14 protein-coding genes and 1 pseudogene are annotated in these 14,117 nt (G+C 40.8%); 13 read left to right on the top strand and 2 right to left on the bottom strand.

Annotated elements, in window-relative coordinates; all coding sequences use genetic code 11:
- Positions 1-9: 9 nt before the first annotated feature.
- Genes B9Z54_RS03595 through B9Z54_RS03610 form a run of 4 tightly spaced genes read left to right on the top strand, consistent with a single transcriptional unit; the run spans position 10 to position 3,293 of the window.
- Entirely contained in the window at positions 10-1,590 is a 1,581-nt protein-coding gene (locus B9Z54_RS03595) for an LXG domain-containing protein (protein ID WP_113927146.1), read from the top strand.
- A 20-nt stretch (positions 1,591-1,610) separates the two neighbouring features.
- On the top strand, positions 1,611-2,387 hold the full coding sequence (locus tag B9Z54_RS03600; RefSeq protein WP_113927147.1) for an ABC transporter ATPase: 777 nt from the start codon (positions 1,611-1,613) through the stop codon (positions 2,385-2,387).
- Between the two features lie 2 nt (positions 2,388-2,389).
- Positions 2,390-2,851, top strand: coding sequence for a DUF5085 family protein (locus B9Z54_RS03605; RefSeq protein WP_113927148.1), 462 nt, complete (start codon positions 2,390-2,392; stop codon positions 2,849-2,851).
- Complete coding sequence (locus tag B9Z54_RS03610; RefSeq protein WP_240189786.1) at positions 2,844-3,293, top strand: DUF5085 family protein; 450 nt, start codon at positions 2,844-2,846, stop codon at positions 3,291-3,293. Before B9Z54_RS03605 ends, B9Z54_RS03610 begins: the two co-directional genes overlap by 8 nt.
- Before the next feature lie 383 nt (positions 3,294-3,676).
- Here the strand turns inward: B9Z54_RS03610 and B9Z54_RS03615 are convergent, their stop codons facing one another.
- The gene (locus B9Z54_RS03615; RefSeq protein WP_113927150.1) at positions 3,677-4,510 is read right to left on the bottom strand and encodes a MurR/RpiR family transcriptional regulator; all 834 of its coding nucleotides are present in this window, start codon (positions 4,508-4,510) and stop codon (positions 3,677-3,679) included.
- 195 nt (positions 4,511-4,705) lie between these two features.
- Here B9Z54_RS03615 and B9Z54_RS03620 point away from each other — a divergent pair, with 195 nt between their 5' ends.
- The 8 genes from B9Z54_RS03620 to B9Z54_RS03650 all read left to right on the top strand — a co-directional run bounded on the left by B9Z54_RS03620 (position 4,706) and on the right by B9Z54_RS03650 (position 11,629).
- Positions 4,706-5,581 (top strand): DUF8171 family membrane protein, encoded by an 876-nt coding sequence (locus B9Z54_RS03620; RefSeq protein WP_113927151.1) that lies wholly within the window; start codon positions 4,706-4,708, stop codon positions 5,579-5,581.
- An 8-nt stretch (positions 5,582-5,589) separates the two neighbouring features.
- On the top strand, positions 5,590-7,320 hold the full coding sequence (locus tag B9Z54_RS03625; RefSeq protein WP_113927152.1) for an ABC transporter ATP-binding protein: 1,731 nt from the start codon (positions 5,590-5,592) through the stop codon (positions 7,318-7,320).
- Entirely contained in the window at positions 7,307-8,152 is an 846-nt protein-coding gene (locus B9Z54_RS03630; protein WP_240189787.1) for an energy-coupling factor transporter transmembrane component T family protein, read from the top strand. The genes B9Z54_RS03625 and B9Z54_RS03630 overlap by 14 nt, the downstream gene beginning before the upstream one ends.
- Positions 8,149-8,901 carry a PHP-associated domain-containing protein gene (locus B9Z54_RS03635; protein ID WP_113927153.1) on the top strand — a complete coding sequence of 251 codons (753 nt, stop codon included), beginning with the start codon at positions 8,149-8,151 and terminating at the stop codon, positions 8,899-8,901. The genes B9Z54_RS03630 and B9Z54_RS03635 overlap by 4 nt, the downstream gene beginning before the upstream one ends.
- Before the next feature lie 546 nt (positions 8,902-9,447).
- The gene (locus B9Z54_RS24660; protein WP_162785079.1) at positions 9,448-9,648 is read left to right on the top strand and encodes a hypothetical protein; all 201 of its coding nucleotides are present in this window, start codon (positions 9,448-9,450) and stop codon (positions 9,646-9,648) included.
- Positions 9,608-10,012 (top strand): IDEAL domain-containing protein, encoded by a 405-nt coding sequence (locus B9Z54_RS03640; RefSeq protein ID WP_113927154.1) that lies wholly within the window; start codon positions 9,608-9,610, stop codon positions 10,010-10,012. Before B9Z54_RS24660 ends, B9Z54_RS03640 begins: the two co-directional genes overlap by 41 nt.
- 122 nt (positions 10,013-10,134) lie before the next feature.
- Positions 10,135-10,683 carry a nitroreductase family protein gene (locus tag B9Z54_RS03645; protein ID WP_113927155.1) on the top strand — a complete coding sequence of 183 codons (549 nt, stop codon included), beginning with the start codon at positions 10,135-10,137 and terminating at the stop codon, positions 10,681-10,683.
- Positions 10,684-11,350: 667 nt separating this feature from the next.
- Entirely contained in the window at positions 11,351-11,629 is a 279-nt protein-coding gene (locus tag B9Z54_RS03650; protein ID WP_113927156.1) for a hypothetical protein, read from the top strand.
- Between the two features lie 86 nt (positions 11,630-11,715).
- Here B9Z54_RS03650 and B9Z54_RS03655 read toward each other — a convergent pair whose 3' ends face one another.
- Complete coding sequence (locus tag B9Z54_RS03655; RefSeq protein WP_113927157.1) at positions 11,716-12,513, bottom strand: hypothetical protein; 798 nt, start codon at positions 12,511-12,513, stop codon at positions 11,716-11,718.
- A gap of 990 nt (positions 12,514-13,503) precedes the next feature.
- Here B9Z54_RS03655 and B9Z54_RS26070 point away from each other — a divergent pair.
- Positions 13,504-14,117: pseudogene (locus B9Z54_RS26070) on the top strand (collagen-like triple helix repeat-containing protein); the annotation flags it as partial.

Genomic DNA, 14,117 nt, shown 5'->3' on the forward strand with positions numbered 1-14,117 from the left:
AGGTGAGAGATGAGGAAAATGAAAATAGCTGATATGAATCTATTTCATGAAGGAATCTCCGAAAGACTCAGCAGCCTGAGCCGTCTGGAACAGAACCTGCAGAACTTGCTGGAAACAGTCGAGAGCTTTTCTGCCATGGAGGATGTACTGAAAGGAAACGGCGGCAGTGCCATCCGTTCCTTTTATGCAAATTGCCACGCCCCTTTTCTTGAATTCCTTGGAAAATTTATTCAACACTATACGAATACCCTTCAAAAAATCAGCTCTGCGCTGATCGACCTGGAGCCCGATGCTAATGGCTACATCAGGGTCAGTTACCTCGAAGGCGAGCTGGACCATGCTCTGACTACCGTCACTAACCATACAATCAGCCTTGTGGATGAAACAAATGGGATTTTGGGGAAAGTAGCGGATATTGTAACCCTGCCGCGCTTGAATGATAGCCAATTTATTCATGAGTCCAGAACAGCTAGAAGTCATAAAGACGATTCAGTCATGAAGCTGAACGAATTCGATGCACAGCAAAGCTCTGTCCTTGAAAGCGTTGAAGCCGATTTGAACGCACTGGAAAAGTGGATTTTCGAGTTGGAAGGACTGGTCAAGGAGAATTTGACTGGGGTGGATTTTCCCTCGGGATCCTGGGAGGAATATACCTCAACGGACCCTAATTTAGCGAGGATTACAGGCAAGGAAGCCAATTTAGTAGAGGTATCCTCCGGCGAAGGAAATGAGTCTGCGAAGGACGCTCATTCTATCACTCCGTATATGTATGCTGCAAAAAATACGGTAGGTTATATGAAGAAATCTAACACTGGAATTCGGGAGGGAATCTCAAGTTTCAGGATGTATATGGCCGCCAAAAATAACGGTATGACAGTTACTAAGACCTATGATCCCCGGAAAAAAACGTATGGTTATCGAATAAACGCAACTGGGAATGCACTTAAAGCGTTAGGAGTGGAACCAGACAGACGGGCATTTAAGGATTTAATGCACGGAGTTCCCAAGAATGGAAGGAATCTTAAACCGGAGCATTACGAGAAAGCAGCTAAAAACACAACTATCCTGAAGTATGCTTCCAAAAAGCCGGGGCAAAGCGGATGGTCTGCAGTTGGTGAGAAAGCCTTAGATAAGGTTCCTGCATTAAAGTACTGGAATGATCAAGCCAGTCTTTATGAGAAAGCAAAAACAGTCGGGGGAGCCCTCCTTAGAGGTGCCGGCAAATCCCTTAAAGATACTGTGGATATCAAAAGCATTGCCAAGAGCGGTGCATTTAAAGGGGCAACCAAAAGCCTGGGTCCTATAGGTGCCGGGTTAACCTATTATAGTAACTATAATACTGCTGTGGAAGATGGGCTGGCAGGAAAAGAGGCGGCAGGAAGGGCAGCTGTTGATACAGCCATTGATACAGCAGTAGGAGGGGGCGTACAAGCAGCCTTCACTGCAGCAGGTACGGTTTTCATTCCTATTCCAGGGGTTGGAACTGCAATTGGAGTGGCTGCAGGAATTGCTGCAAATACATTGCTGAATAAAAAAGACAAAAAGACCGGCAAATCTGTAATGGATAAAATCAAAGGCTGGTTTCACTAAAAGAAAGTAGGTAAATATTTATGCTGAATAAATTACCTGAGCATTATTTTGAAGTATTAAAAGCACCAATTATTTCAGGGAGGCAAAGTCCTAATTCTTTCGGTGGGAATCTGATTGCCTCTATCCTTCTTCAATGGCTGATTTATTATATAACGTATTCTATTGCCTCTTCATACACAAAGTATCCTGGTACAGAAACAATTAAGGAAATTCATTTTGCAGCAACCATTTGCACCAGCATATTATGCCTGCTGTTCGGAATCCCTGCTATTTATAAAAGATTTGAGAAACTGCAATATTTAGTGTCAATTCTGGTGTCTCACATGCTTTTTACTGTTCCGGGTCTATTATGGGCCTTGTTTACCATTGGACAAGGAGAATTGGCTACAGCAGAATCTTTAGTAACTTTTACTGTAATTATTATTGTTACAGCCGTTTTATTACTGGGAGTTACAATCTTTCGTTTTTTAAGGCTGCTAAAAAAAGGAGAGTATCAGGAAGGATCAACACGAGGGCAAATCAGGGAGCGGTTTGAGGCTAAATCCTATTTACCGATTGCCGTTGTTGGCGGGCTCGGTTGTGTGTTTGTTATTCAGTATTTTATTAGAAACTTCCAAATGGAATCATTAGAATCCGTTACATTGATCGTCCTCCCTATTTTAATCTTCTATGGAATGATTTTCGTCCTGCCAGAGCAGCTGGTGATTCTTTACTGTAAATTCAGATTTGATGATTTTAACATATATCAAAGAAGAGTAAAACCGCCTAAAAAAGTTGGATTGGAAAGGAAGGGATAGGGTTGGAAATCAGAAGAGCTTCATTATATTTTGACCACTTAATGACGTATTCCATGGAAGGAAAGAAAGAGGATTGGCAGGAAGGCTTTGCGGTTCTTGAAGAGCTTGAGCTGGAGCAGAGAGTCTATAAGAATGGACCTGTCTTTTTCACTTTCAAATCCCATGATACAGGGGATACGGGTGAGTTTACATACTATCTGCCAATCAATGAAGAGGTTGAAATGGCGGGTGATTCAGATATTCAATATCAGGAAAAGGTTGATGTACCGGATGCACTTCTTCTCAGGCAGGCAGATCAATATCAGGATTTCAACCAAGCTTATGCTAGTATTAAAAACTATTCGTCCGAAAACGGAGTAGATGTGGAGGATACATTCTATTGTGTGCTATTGGAAGTCTATGATGATATCATTCTTGATCTCTATGTCCCTGTAACAGGTTCAGGTGATTCCCATGGTGTATGATCAGCATGCGATTTCCTATAGAAATACAGCTTCCAAACTGTACCGGTTCCTTCCAGAGGAAATTAACCTGGCCTTTGAGGACTTTGAAGCGCTGCTGACAAAGCATGGATACCATACTACCGGTGATATGTTTTTTGCGATAATGAGCAATCCCTTTGATGAGCTGATGATTGCGGAAATTTTCTTTGTGGTCGAAGAAGGCCGGGTTGAGCTGCCGGAAGAGGAAAAGGTTAACTTCCGGAGTTATTTCTTCGTCAAGGATATGGTCATGACGAGAGCTCTGGAGGAAGTAGAAATTTCTTCACAGGAGAAGTTCTGGGAGATCTTGAACTATATTGAGTCGGAAGAACAAATTCAGACCACTCCAATCTTTGTGAATTATAAGCAGACCTCCAAAGGGACCACTTTTGTGGAAATGAGTGCCGGCATGAGCCGTTATTAACATAAGAAAGGCTGTTCTTCCTGAGGGAAGGGCAGCTTTTTTTATGGATAGGTAAACTTTATGGAACCCATAAAATAAGACGTCGACCACCGAGTGCAGGTATAAATAGTATTAATAAGAAGTGAATCAAGTGGTATCTTTCCTTTACCGCAATTCTGAACTGCGCACAGCCAGATTACTACGGAATAGACTTTCCTCCCACAATTCTTTTCAGACAGTAAGATGCCAATCACATCTGATTTGCCCTGGATCAGTAACAGCCATTTGAGGTATGAAGAAGAGCCCGGTAAGGGAAATTGTCCACGTAAAAGGCTTCTCAATCGACCTGATTCTTGAGAAGCCTATTTTATGAAAATTTCACAGCGGATAATCATTTAAGTCTGTTACTTTGGCAGGTATTGCGCGTACTCCTTGCGAAGGCTGTTTAGCTTTTGAAGTCTGTTTAGTACAGTATCTTCACGCAGTACACCCACTCCGACAATCAAGCATTCAAGGATTACTGTAGGCGCAACCATTGAGTGGAACTCCCACATTTCTCCCCTGCTTGCATAAAAAGCGTATTCTGCCTCGGTATTGAGATCCGAGACAAGTCTGTCCGTAATTAAGATGGTTGTGGAATTAGTTTTGTTTTTATAATCGAAAATCACTTTTGCTTCTGATGAGCTATTCACAAAGCCTAATAGCAGTACAACATCTTTTTCTGTTAAGTGAACGAGCTGCTCAAACAATTCATGCCCGCTCTTTGCCATTACTCTTACGTCCAAACCAAACCGTTCCATCCGAAACTGAAACAATCTGCCTAATCCCTCTGCTGGCCCCGGGGCGTGGACATATACCTTCTCTGCCTCATGGATAGCCGCCACTGCATGCTTAAATTCATCTTTTGCCAATTGGTTTCCCGTTTCGATTAAATGATTAATATTTTTATCTATCATTTCCCACACAAGGTTATTATGGTTCACTTTATTGATAATGTGCTTCATTTTATTTGCGGGCGATACATCCAATCGTTCCTTTAGATGAAGTTTAAAGCTTTTGAAATTTTGATAACCGACTGTCTTCCAAAATCGCGAAACAGTCGCTATACTAATGGCCAATTCATTGGCAATATCCTGTTCGGTAAGGTAGGGAACTTCTTTGGTGTTTCGTAAGATGAAATCAGCAATCTTTTTCTGGTTATAAGACATCTTAGTGTTTTTAACATCAAAAAATTCCACATCTTCACTCCTTTTTTAGTAACTTCAATTGTAAGGCTTCCCTAAGATTATAGCGGTTTTTCCTCCTCTTATGAAAAAAACTTTCATATTTTAGAAATACTCAACTTTTTTTACATGATATCAATGATGCTTTTATATTAAGTTAATAATCTGTCCTTACAATGAAGTTGAACTTAGATATTAGGAGGGATTAAATTGAACAATTTACGAAGTCAGCAGCTGAGCCAGTCACAGAAGTTAATGGTATTTATCTTATCTATGTCACTTTTCGGGATAGCAAACATTATCACCGAAATTACTCCTGAAATTGTCATCGGCCCTGTGGAATTATCCGTTTCATATTTTGCTTTCGTACCTTTGACCATGGTATTCCTATTTAGTCCGCTCCATGCAGCCCTGGGAGCTCCGCTTGGGGAAATTATATTTGCGGATTTATTAATGGGTGACTTCGGGGGAATTGGAGAACTTGAAGGATTCATTGAATTTGGTTTGGGAATGTACGTAGCTGGACTGCTTGTCAAAGATCCGACGAACAGAAAGCAGCTGGCACTTGGCGCTTTGATTGGTGTCGGGATTGACCAAATGCTAAGTACAATTGTTGATATAGGAAAAGTTTGGTTCGGAATAGAAGAATTAGAAGCTGTACCAGGCATTGCGGAAAGTATCCTTGTCTTGGAGGGAATAAGCTTCACGACTGAAATGCTGATATCTGGTGTGTTGTTTGGTTTAATCCCGGCATTGTGGCTTGTGCCCAAGCTTTACGGAAAGATAGAGCCGCTAATGGGCTTTGAACCCCGCAACCCGCAAACCTTTAAATCATCTAATGAAGTTATCAATGTAAAGTTTATCATTTTAGCTGTCTTCTTCGCCTTCGTTGCCATGATAAGTGAATTTTTGGCCACACTTGATGTGAACTTTGCTGTATGGGAACCGGATTTTATTGATCAATTTGGTATGCAATTCTTATGGATTGGTGTATCAGCCGCTGTCATTGTATTGCTGGTCGCAATCCTTGGTATAACCAAGATGGTGAAAAAACAAAATCGGATTGAACACAAAAAAGGAGCTTAACTTCTGGAATGGATACATTAATCTCTATTAGAGACCTTTTCTTTAAGTACCCAGGCGGGAAGGAAACTATATTAAATGGTGTAAATCTGGAGATAAAGAAAGGTGATTTCACCGCTGTCATTGGAAGCAATGGCAGTGGGAAAACCACCTTGTGCAAAGCCTTCAACGGACTGATTCCCCACTTTTATGTTGGTGAAATCGGCGGTGAAGTGATGGTCGATGGTCTAGATACCAGAGATCATTCTGTAGCAGAGTTATCTAAGAAGATTGCCTATGTTTATCAAGACTTTGAAAATCAACTGGTCCGTCCGACCGTATATGATGAAGTTACCTTTTCTCCATTGAGTTTTGGCATGAAGGATTTTAAAGAGCGTGGACAGCGTGCCTTGGAGATGCTGGATCTGACGCATATTAAAAACGAATTCATCTGGCAGCTAAGCGGGGGCCAGAAGCATCTGACAGCTTTAGCAAGTGTGCTTTCAGTCGATCCGGAAGTCATTATCATTGATGAGCCCGTTGCCCAATTGGACCCGGTCAATGCCGCGAAAATTTATGAAAAGTTGAAAATACTAAACGAGGTGTACGGAAAAACGATCATTGTCATTGAGCATCACACAGAATTCATTGGAGACTATTGCAAGAATGTCATCATGATGGATAAAGGGAAGGCTCTATGGAACTTGCCTGTAAAGGTAGCTTTAAGCAAAGTCGGACAATTGACTGAAAAGGACATATTCCCTCCTCAAGTGACACAAGTGGTGCACCGCCTCAATCAAAACAGCCACTTGCTTCCGGTCACGGTCTCACAGGGAGTGGAGTATCTCAACAGCCAGCCGCTTACTATTGAACAACATCGTCTCGATGAAATGAACAGCAATGACGAAGTGGAGACTGCAGTGAGGAAGCCGGTTGTTTCCCTATCAGATGTCACGCATGGATATAAAACGCTGAAACGAGAACTTAAATATGTATTTAACGGGCTGGACCTATCATTCTATGAAGGTGATCGGGTAGCTATTGTGGGCAGTAATGGAGCAGGGAAGTCAACATTATTAAAAATCATTACAGGAATCATCAAGTTGAGGCAGGGCAAAGTGGAAATAGGGGGAGAGGATGTGACGGAAACATCCCCTGAAGCATTAGCAGAAAAAGTAACGTACATCTATCAAAATCCTGAAGAAATGTTCATAGAGGATAGTATAGTCAAGGACATTGGTTATTTTCAGGAAGTGAGAGATATCTTCGGCCGGGAAGCATTTGTCCAGAACTTGGTGGAACGCTTCCATCTGGAGAAGATTAAAGATAGAGATGGCCGGTTATTGAGCGGCGGCCAGCAGCGCCGTGCCTCAATGGCGATAGGACTGGGGATGCTGCCTGAAGTCATTTTGCTTGATGAACCCACCAGCAGTTTAGACATCTCCAGCCGTAAAGAAATGCTGAAGATGCTGGACCAGCTGAAAGATACTGTTAAGACGGTCGTCGTGGCCACACATGACATGCAGCTTGTTGCAGAATGGGCAAACCGGGTCATTGTGATGGATCAAGGAAGAATCATAAAGGACGGGACCTGCCGGGAAATATTCAGTGACTCGGATCTTTTGGAGAACGCCTCTATACAGGCCCCCCAGATTATCAAGCTGGGACATGAGCTGGGAATGAGCCCCATTCCATTGAGTGTTGAAGAGATGCTTTCATGCCTGGTTGTAGAAAGTGGTGAAGAGAAACTTGAAGCCTATTAAAGAATTATTAAGTAAAATTACCGTTGAAAATATAAAAATAGAATTGATGCGGACAGCTTATGGAAACAATGACACGCTGATGGGAAAGCTGGATCCACGGGTCGCGATCATTTGGTATATGGTATTTGCCATCCTTCCGTGGCTGTTTTGGAATAATACTATTCTATTAGGCTTATTACTCTATATGGTCGTGCTGCTGACCATCTCAAAGGTGAGTCCGCTGATTATTTTCTTCCTTGTGTTCGGCCTGGTTACCGAAGCGGGCTACATTATATTTGTGTCGGTCATGTTTGGTGGACATTTATCTGCAGCGATGGCGCTATTGACCTTCACGTTAAAGCTTACAATTATCTCACTGGCCAGCATTGTCGTTTTTACCAGTATGGATCCTGAAAAATTCAGTGATGCGCTTATGAGCTTTCGGCTGCCCAGCCAATTATGCTTCGGGATCTCCTATGGATATCGGATGCTCCCAATTTTAGTGGAGGAATACAATAATATCTTTAATTCATTCCGCTTAAGGGGGAAAGCACCAGAAAATAAAGGATTTCTCCACTACCATACTATCGTTTATTATTGCAAAACGGCTGTATTCGCCTTCTATCCAATGATGCTTAATACAGCAAAACGGACACGGACAACGGTCGAGGCATTGGAGGTTAAAGGATTCACCTATTCCTTAAATCATGATGATGTCAGAAAACTAAAGCTTTCCTATTTGAAGGTAAAGCCGCGGGATATATACTTTTTCACATTTACAATCATCTTAGTTATTGGAATTATTTATTTTGGGAATGCCTTCCCAATGGAAAGAGAGGTACATCAATTATGATTATTGATTTTCATACGCATGGAAAGTTATCGAAAAAAAGCGAGTTCGATTTAGAGTTTTTACTGGGAATGGTGGAAGAAGCCAAGCTGAGCGGTCTTGACGCTTTCACAATGACTGAGCATTTCAATACATTGCGGTTCTCGGATATTTATGAAACTCTGGACGAGCATTTCAAATATAAAGAAGAATATTACGATATCGATGGATTTAAAATATTTCCAGGATTGGAAGTTGACATTAAAGAAACAGGACATATTTTGTTAATCGGCAGCCGTAATGATATCTTGCAAATTAGTGAAAGGCTGGCTGCGCATAGACATGAAGACAATTTCATCCCGTTTGCTGATTTATTGTCAATTGCTCAGTCTTATAATGTGATTAAGATTGGCGCACATCCTTTTAGAAATTCAACCCCGCTTCATCATATAGATCATGGCTTGTTAAGTCAGCTCGATTTCTTCGACTTGAATGGAAAGGATCTTCATTATGAAGGGCGGGAAGTGGAATTCAGAGTCCGTAAGCTTGGGAATGAGCTGAATATCCCTGTAGTTGGGGGAAGTGATTCACACTATCCGCTCCAACTGGGAAGCATTGTGAATATCCTGGACCGGGACTGTAATACAATAGAGGAAATACGGACAACCATTGAGAACGGCCATTACGAAACCGCAATCTCACCATGTCTGGAAACAAAAGTGAAGGCTGCTAAAAAGATCAAGAATATGCTCAAAGAGTCATTAGGCGTATGATCATATCCCAGTCCCGGAACTGGAAGATAGGGGCCGCCTTAACTTAAACACTTATTTAGTCAGTATCAGTGAAAGATTCCCCTGTTTAGGATCACAAGGCGAATTCACCACATTATCCTGTAAGGCTGACTTTCACCAGTATATTAAACCTTTGGACAGCTACTGTCCAAAGGTTTTTGTTGAATTTAATCACAGTACGCTTTTAACCAATTGAGGGGTTTCTTCTGAGCAAGGGAAATAATGTAAAATAATGAAAGAATTCCGTCTCACTTTTCATGTCACTTTTTAAGAAAAAGTCTTTTAAAGCTTAGTTGACAATGAGAATCATTATCATATATAATAAAAGCACAAATGATAACAATTCTCATTTGTCCCTTATGTTCAGAACTTGATACCCCCTCTTTTATCAGGTTCCAAGTGACGTTTTCTTATTGCTTCTTTTACAGAGGCAATAAGAAACGTTTTGAAAGAAAACCAATTAATAGGAAAGAGGATGGAAAGGCAGGCGAGGACAAATCGAATTTATAATGTGCCAGTGGTGCTTTTATGTCTATACACAAGAGCTGGATGAAGGTGAATACGGCATTGATGGTGAGCACTGTCCCTGCTGTGGTACAAAGAATTGTTTGGAACAGGTACCATTTAATGAAGAATCAATTCGTAATAGGTGAATCGATAGAGTACTACTTTAAGATGGAGGAAATAGATGGGGAATCATTATATTGCAGTTCAATCATTCCTGCATGAGGTTGTTTGTTTCTGTCCGGATAAGGAACATTTGGATTGGATAAAGGTTCGTCAGGGAGATATCATCAATATTCAGCATGAACGTACATATAACATGGTCAATGGCTGGTATGTTTTAATTGAAGTGAACGATTCAAGTTTTTATATAGCAGTTGAGGATTTAAATCAATATTACATACGGGGCTTGTTTATTTCAGAGATAGACATCGAACTTCGGGTGAATTACCTGAAATTTCGTATAGATGAAGCGCTTGAAAATTCTGATGAAGGCAAATTTTACGAGTTGACAGAGGAGTGGCTGGATTTTAAAAATTATAGAGAGCTCTTGGCAGCGGCAGATAGCATCATCCAGTACATTTCATAGGCCATTCTATTGGAAAATCAAATAATGAAGTATCGGATATAGTTACCTTCCACACTTCCTCGGTGAGGTTTTTTCTGTAAGCAACCATATTGAGTATTAGAGATTAAAGGAGGACATGAGGGATGGAAAAAGTAAAATCACCCTTAGCCAAAGCGATTCGCGAGCGCCGGTCAATAAAAACGGGCTATACTGATAAACCAGTTACTGATGAGGTTATCAGAGAGATATTAAGTGATGCTGTATGGGCGCCGAATCACGGCTTAAGAGAGCCATGGCGGTTTATTTTTATCCCGACAGAACGGAAACAAGAGTTTGTAGAGGAGGCTGTCCAATGGTACCCAGCAGGGATGCAAGAGAACAGAAGAAACTATTTCAGCCAGCCGTCAGCATTCCTGATTGTTATTATGAAAGAAGATCCAAGGCAAAAGCAATGGGATGAAGATTATGGAGCAGTGAGCTGCATGATCCAAAACTTCCAGCTGCTTGCCTGGGAACAGGAGCTCGGAGTTGTTTGGAAAACGAATCCTCATAATTATGATCCTAAAGCACGAGAGCACTTAGGTGTTCAGCCTGGTGAAAAAATTGTGGCTTTTCTTCATATGGGATATTTTGAAGAGGCGCCTGAACCAAGGCCGAGGACACCGATTGAAGATAAATTTAGCGTGTATTAAAAAGGCTCTTTTCGTAAACTTTGTTGCTATTTCAGACTAATTTCAAAAAATAACCATAATTCACCGGATAACTTCGTAAACAGGAAAAGAAAAGACCTGCTCTCTCAGATTTGAAAGAAAACCTTAGTATACGGGGGAAAATCAGGCTCTTGGGATTTTTCCGAAAGCAACAATGTAGGTGAATACAGCCATTAAAAAAGACTGCAAGCTGCCGTTTATTAAATGTACTAGTCCTTGTACTGTGCAGCTCTAATCCTCCTATCATAGGAGGTTTTTTTGTCCTTAGCAAAAGGAGCCTCTTCACCCAGTAATCTTTGAGGAGATGAATAGAATGAGAGTATTCTTGGGGGCGAAACACTAAACTAAAGAAGCTTGGCGTTATTAAACAGAGGAATTTTCTTAATTAATCTTGATTTGAAGAATAAACTTCCGCTGAAACATATAAATGTTTAAGGACTTCTTTGGTAGGATGGAATTCGGCTCTTATAATTTTCAGGAAAACAACAACCAAACTAAAACTGTCTTGATAACCGTTAAATCGGCGGAAACATGAGAATGTTTGAAGGAATTAAGTAATATAAAGCGAATCTGTAACTATAACTGCCTTCGAGTGGGTTACCAAGACTCTTGTTAAGAAGCAACAATAAACCCTAAGGAGATGACATTAGTGAAAAAAATCGTTATTAAATCATTTCTTACTTCTCTAACAGCATGCGCAGCTTTAATGATGTTGATGTTTGTACTGGTAACAGGTTATGCGCTTTTAACAACCCAAACATTGAGTGTGTTTGACTTGTATACAGCAGAGGTCAGTGAAGATGGCTTGTTTATGCGTGTTTCAACAAAAATATGGTTTGTCATTATCCTTACTGTAACCTTCCTGACCATTCTGGGGGCAGCATTTAAGCTTCTGCTGCCTCAATCCTTAAATAAAAACGGGTTGTAAGGTATGGAAAACAAACTAACAGAGCTGTTCTTTTTCTATCAGCAACCGTATTTATATATAGGGAGTCGCAAATAATTCATTAAGATTCACTCCACATCCCGAAACCTGAATATAGACTGATAGAAATGAGTTCGATACTCTGTCTGAAAAGAGGATCTGCTCCAAACACTCGAATTATCCGATGTTTCCTCTGTTTCAACTAACCTCAATTCACCTGCGTCAAGGGTCATGATCTCGGACTCTACTATTTTTAATTCATTCTTATCAGAGTCCAGCGCCCTTATCCGCACCTGTACCTCTTTTTCCTCATCCAAATTGTTTTTGACGAAGAAGGTATTTTCGTATTCCTCACCAGCACAGCTGTTTGTTCTGCGTCTGACACACTCTTGTTCAGAGCTCATGAAAAGAACGGTCATTTCTTCCTTGTTTTTTTCCTCTTCTTCCAGTGCATTCATCGCAACTTGAATCTTGTTTACATAGGATGTCTTTTGGGCAAAAGGAATGATCCATAAAAATAATAATAGAAAAATCATGCACAGCACTCCGATAAAGATCCACAGAGCCTTGGGGTTATGAAAGGACTTTGGTGCATCTTTGTAGGTGATGCTTACCACGATATTGATGATAGACAAAATAAGGAGGAAGACTCCCGTTATAATAAGCCCCACCACATGTTCAAAAAGAGTAGGCCAGAAAGGAAGGTGATAGGAGTTGTAAAAATATAAACTTAATAGTGCGCTGATCCCGAGCAAGATGAATAGGAGGATCAAAGGCTTCTTCCATTCTATTTTCTCCCGTTTGCCACTAGTGACATCGGCGGCAGTCCAAATGACCCATAGGCCGGGGAGGGTAAAAATAAGTAATATTGCTGAGATAACAAACATTGCTTTCGTCCTTTCTGCGGATTTATATAAAAGATCATTCTCTTATGGAAACAGGAGATAAAGAGTTAGAATCATCCTGTAATGATTCTTGGCAATATAATAAGATACAGAAAAAGGTTTATGTAATAGTCAAAAAGCTTTTTTTTATATAGTCATTTCTTAACCAATTAATCGCCCTTTGGTCCTGAGTATATCTATCCAGTATCTAAGAGATTAATACCTTTAAGTCGCTTGACTTAAACGGTATAAAAGAAGTTTATACAAATAATAACAATAATTCCATTCCCTGGTCCTCAGCCAATCATTATTTTCTACAAGCTTCAAAAGGAAAGACAGCCTTCTTAATGATCGAAGGCTGTCTGTAACTATTGTTTGTTGTGGCAGAACGACTGAAGAAGAGGGAGATGGCTATGATTTATCCGCTTCCAAAAATTCTTCAACTATCTCATTAAACTTATCATTATACTCCCAAAACATGAGATGACCCCCCAGTACTTCTCCCGATGCTTTAGGTAGTAGCTGTTTCTGCCCAATGCTCTGCGACAACATAAAGAGTCGGTAAAATTTCACTGCTCTTTCCCGCTTCAACTAGTATAAAGAATGCTATTGGCTAGTAAACCGTGATAGGCTGCAGGCTTAAGTTCTAACAAATTTGATGCAGTGAAGTAAAAACATTTACGGAAATCTGCTTCATTCAATTTTATCAATTGCCAAACAAAAGACCGCCAACTCAGCGATGAAGGCGGTCTTTTGGGTAGGCTTTGATCCTATAAAAATATGAATATGTTTCCCTTCTTAAATCTTCCCAAGTTTCTTTGAGTATTTTCAGCCTTCTTTTCTGAAATGATTTTATCTGTCCAAGCCATAACTTGAATTTTTCATAGGATATAGAAGAATTGTTTCTTAATTTAAGTGTGTAGATTCTAAAACTTAATGAAAAACAGTTCCTTCTTTAAGAAGAAAAAATATTGGAAGGAGGGTTCATAAGTTATGTTTTTAACAACTGGCCCAATAGAAAATAGTCTAGTGAATGGTGTAAGACCTATTCAGCAAGTGACAATTAAAATAGTCAATCAAGACCCTGTAAATTCTTCTTCAGTAGCCATTTCCGGTTACAGGTTGACTGGAACAAGATTTCTATATGTCCATGAGTTATTCGCTGTTGGACCAAACCAAGTAATAACAAAAAATTATTTCGCGAATTTCGATGCATATGAATTCTTGTTTACAACTGGAGGACCGGGTGAAGAGGAGACCCAAATCTCTGTATGGGGTAAAGATGCAGCTGGCCGTGAACTTCCAGCTCAAAGATTAGTTTCGGATGAACTGTTCGGTTCTGATATAAGTCCACCAGGTCCCACGGGTCCAACAGGTCCAGCAGGTCCACAAGGAGTAACAGGTCCACAAGGAGTGACGGGTCCACAAGGAGCAACAGGTCCCCAGGGAGCAACCGGCCTGCAAGGAGCAACTGGCCTGCAAGGAGTGACAGGACCACCAGGGGTGACAGGTCCACAAGGAGTGACGGGACCACAAGGAGCAACTGGCCTGCAAGGAGTCACAGGACCACCAGGGGTGACAGGTCCACAAGGAGTGACGGGCCCACA

The organism is Bacillus sp. P14.5 (genome assembly GCF_003316765.1).
In the GTDB taxonomy this organism is placed as follows: Bacteria; Bacillota; Bacilli; order Bacillales; family Bacillaceae_B; genus Rossellomorea.

Coding starts and splice junctions, on each gene's coding strand:
- B9Z54_RS03600 (WP_113927147.1), top strand. CDS start 1,611: ATGCTGAATAAATTACCTGAGCATTATTTTGAAGTATTAAAAGCACCA.
- B9Z54_RS03645 (WP_113927155.1), top strand. CDS start 10,135: ATGGAAAAAGTAAAATCACCCTTAGCCAAAGCGATTCGCGAGCGCCGG.
- B9Z54_RS03635 (WP_113927153.1), top strand. CDS start 8,149: ATGATTATTGATTTTCATACGCATGGAAAGTTATCGAAAAAAAGCGAG.
- B9Z54_RS03655 (WP_113927157.1), bottom strand. CDS start 12,513: ATGTTTGTTATCTCAGCAATATTACTTATTTTTACCCTCCCCGGCCTA.
- B9Z54_RS24660 (WP_162785079.1), top strand. CDS start 9,448: ATGTCTATACACAAGAGCTGGATGAAGGTGAATACGGCATTGATGGTG.
- B9Z54_RS03640 (WP_113927154.1), top strand. CDS start 9,608: ATGGGGAATCATTATATTGCAGTTCAATCATTCCTGCATGAGGTTGTT.
- B9Z54_RS03595 (WP_113927146.1), top strand. CDS start 10: ATGAGGAAAATGAAAATAGCTGATATGAATCTATTTCATGAAGGAATC.
- B9Z54_RS03625 (WP_113927152.1), top strand. CDS start 5,590: ATGGATACATTAATCTCTATTAGAGACCTTTTCTTTAAGTACCCAGGC.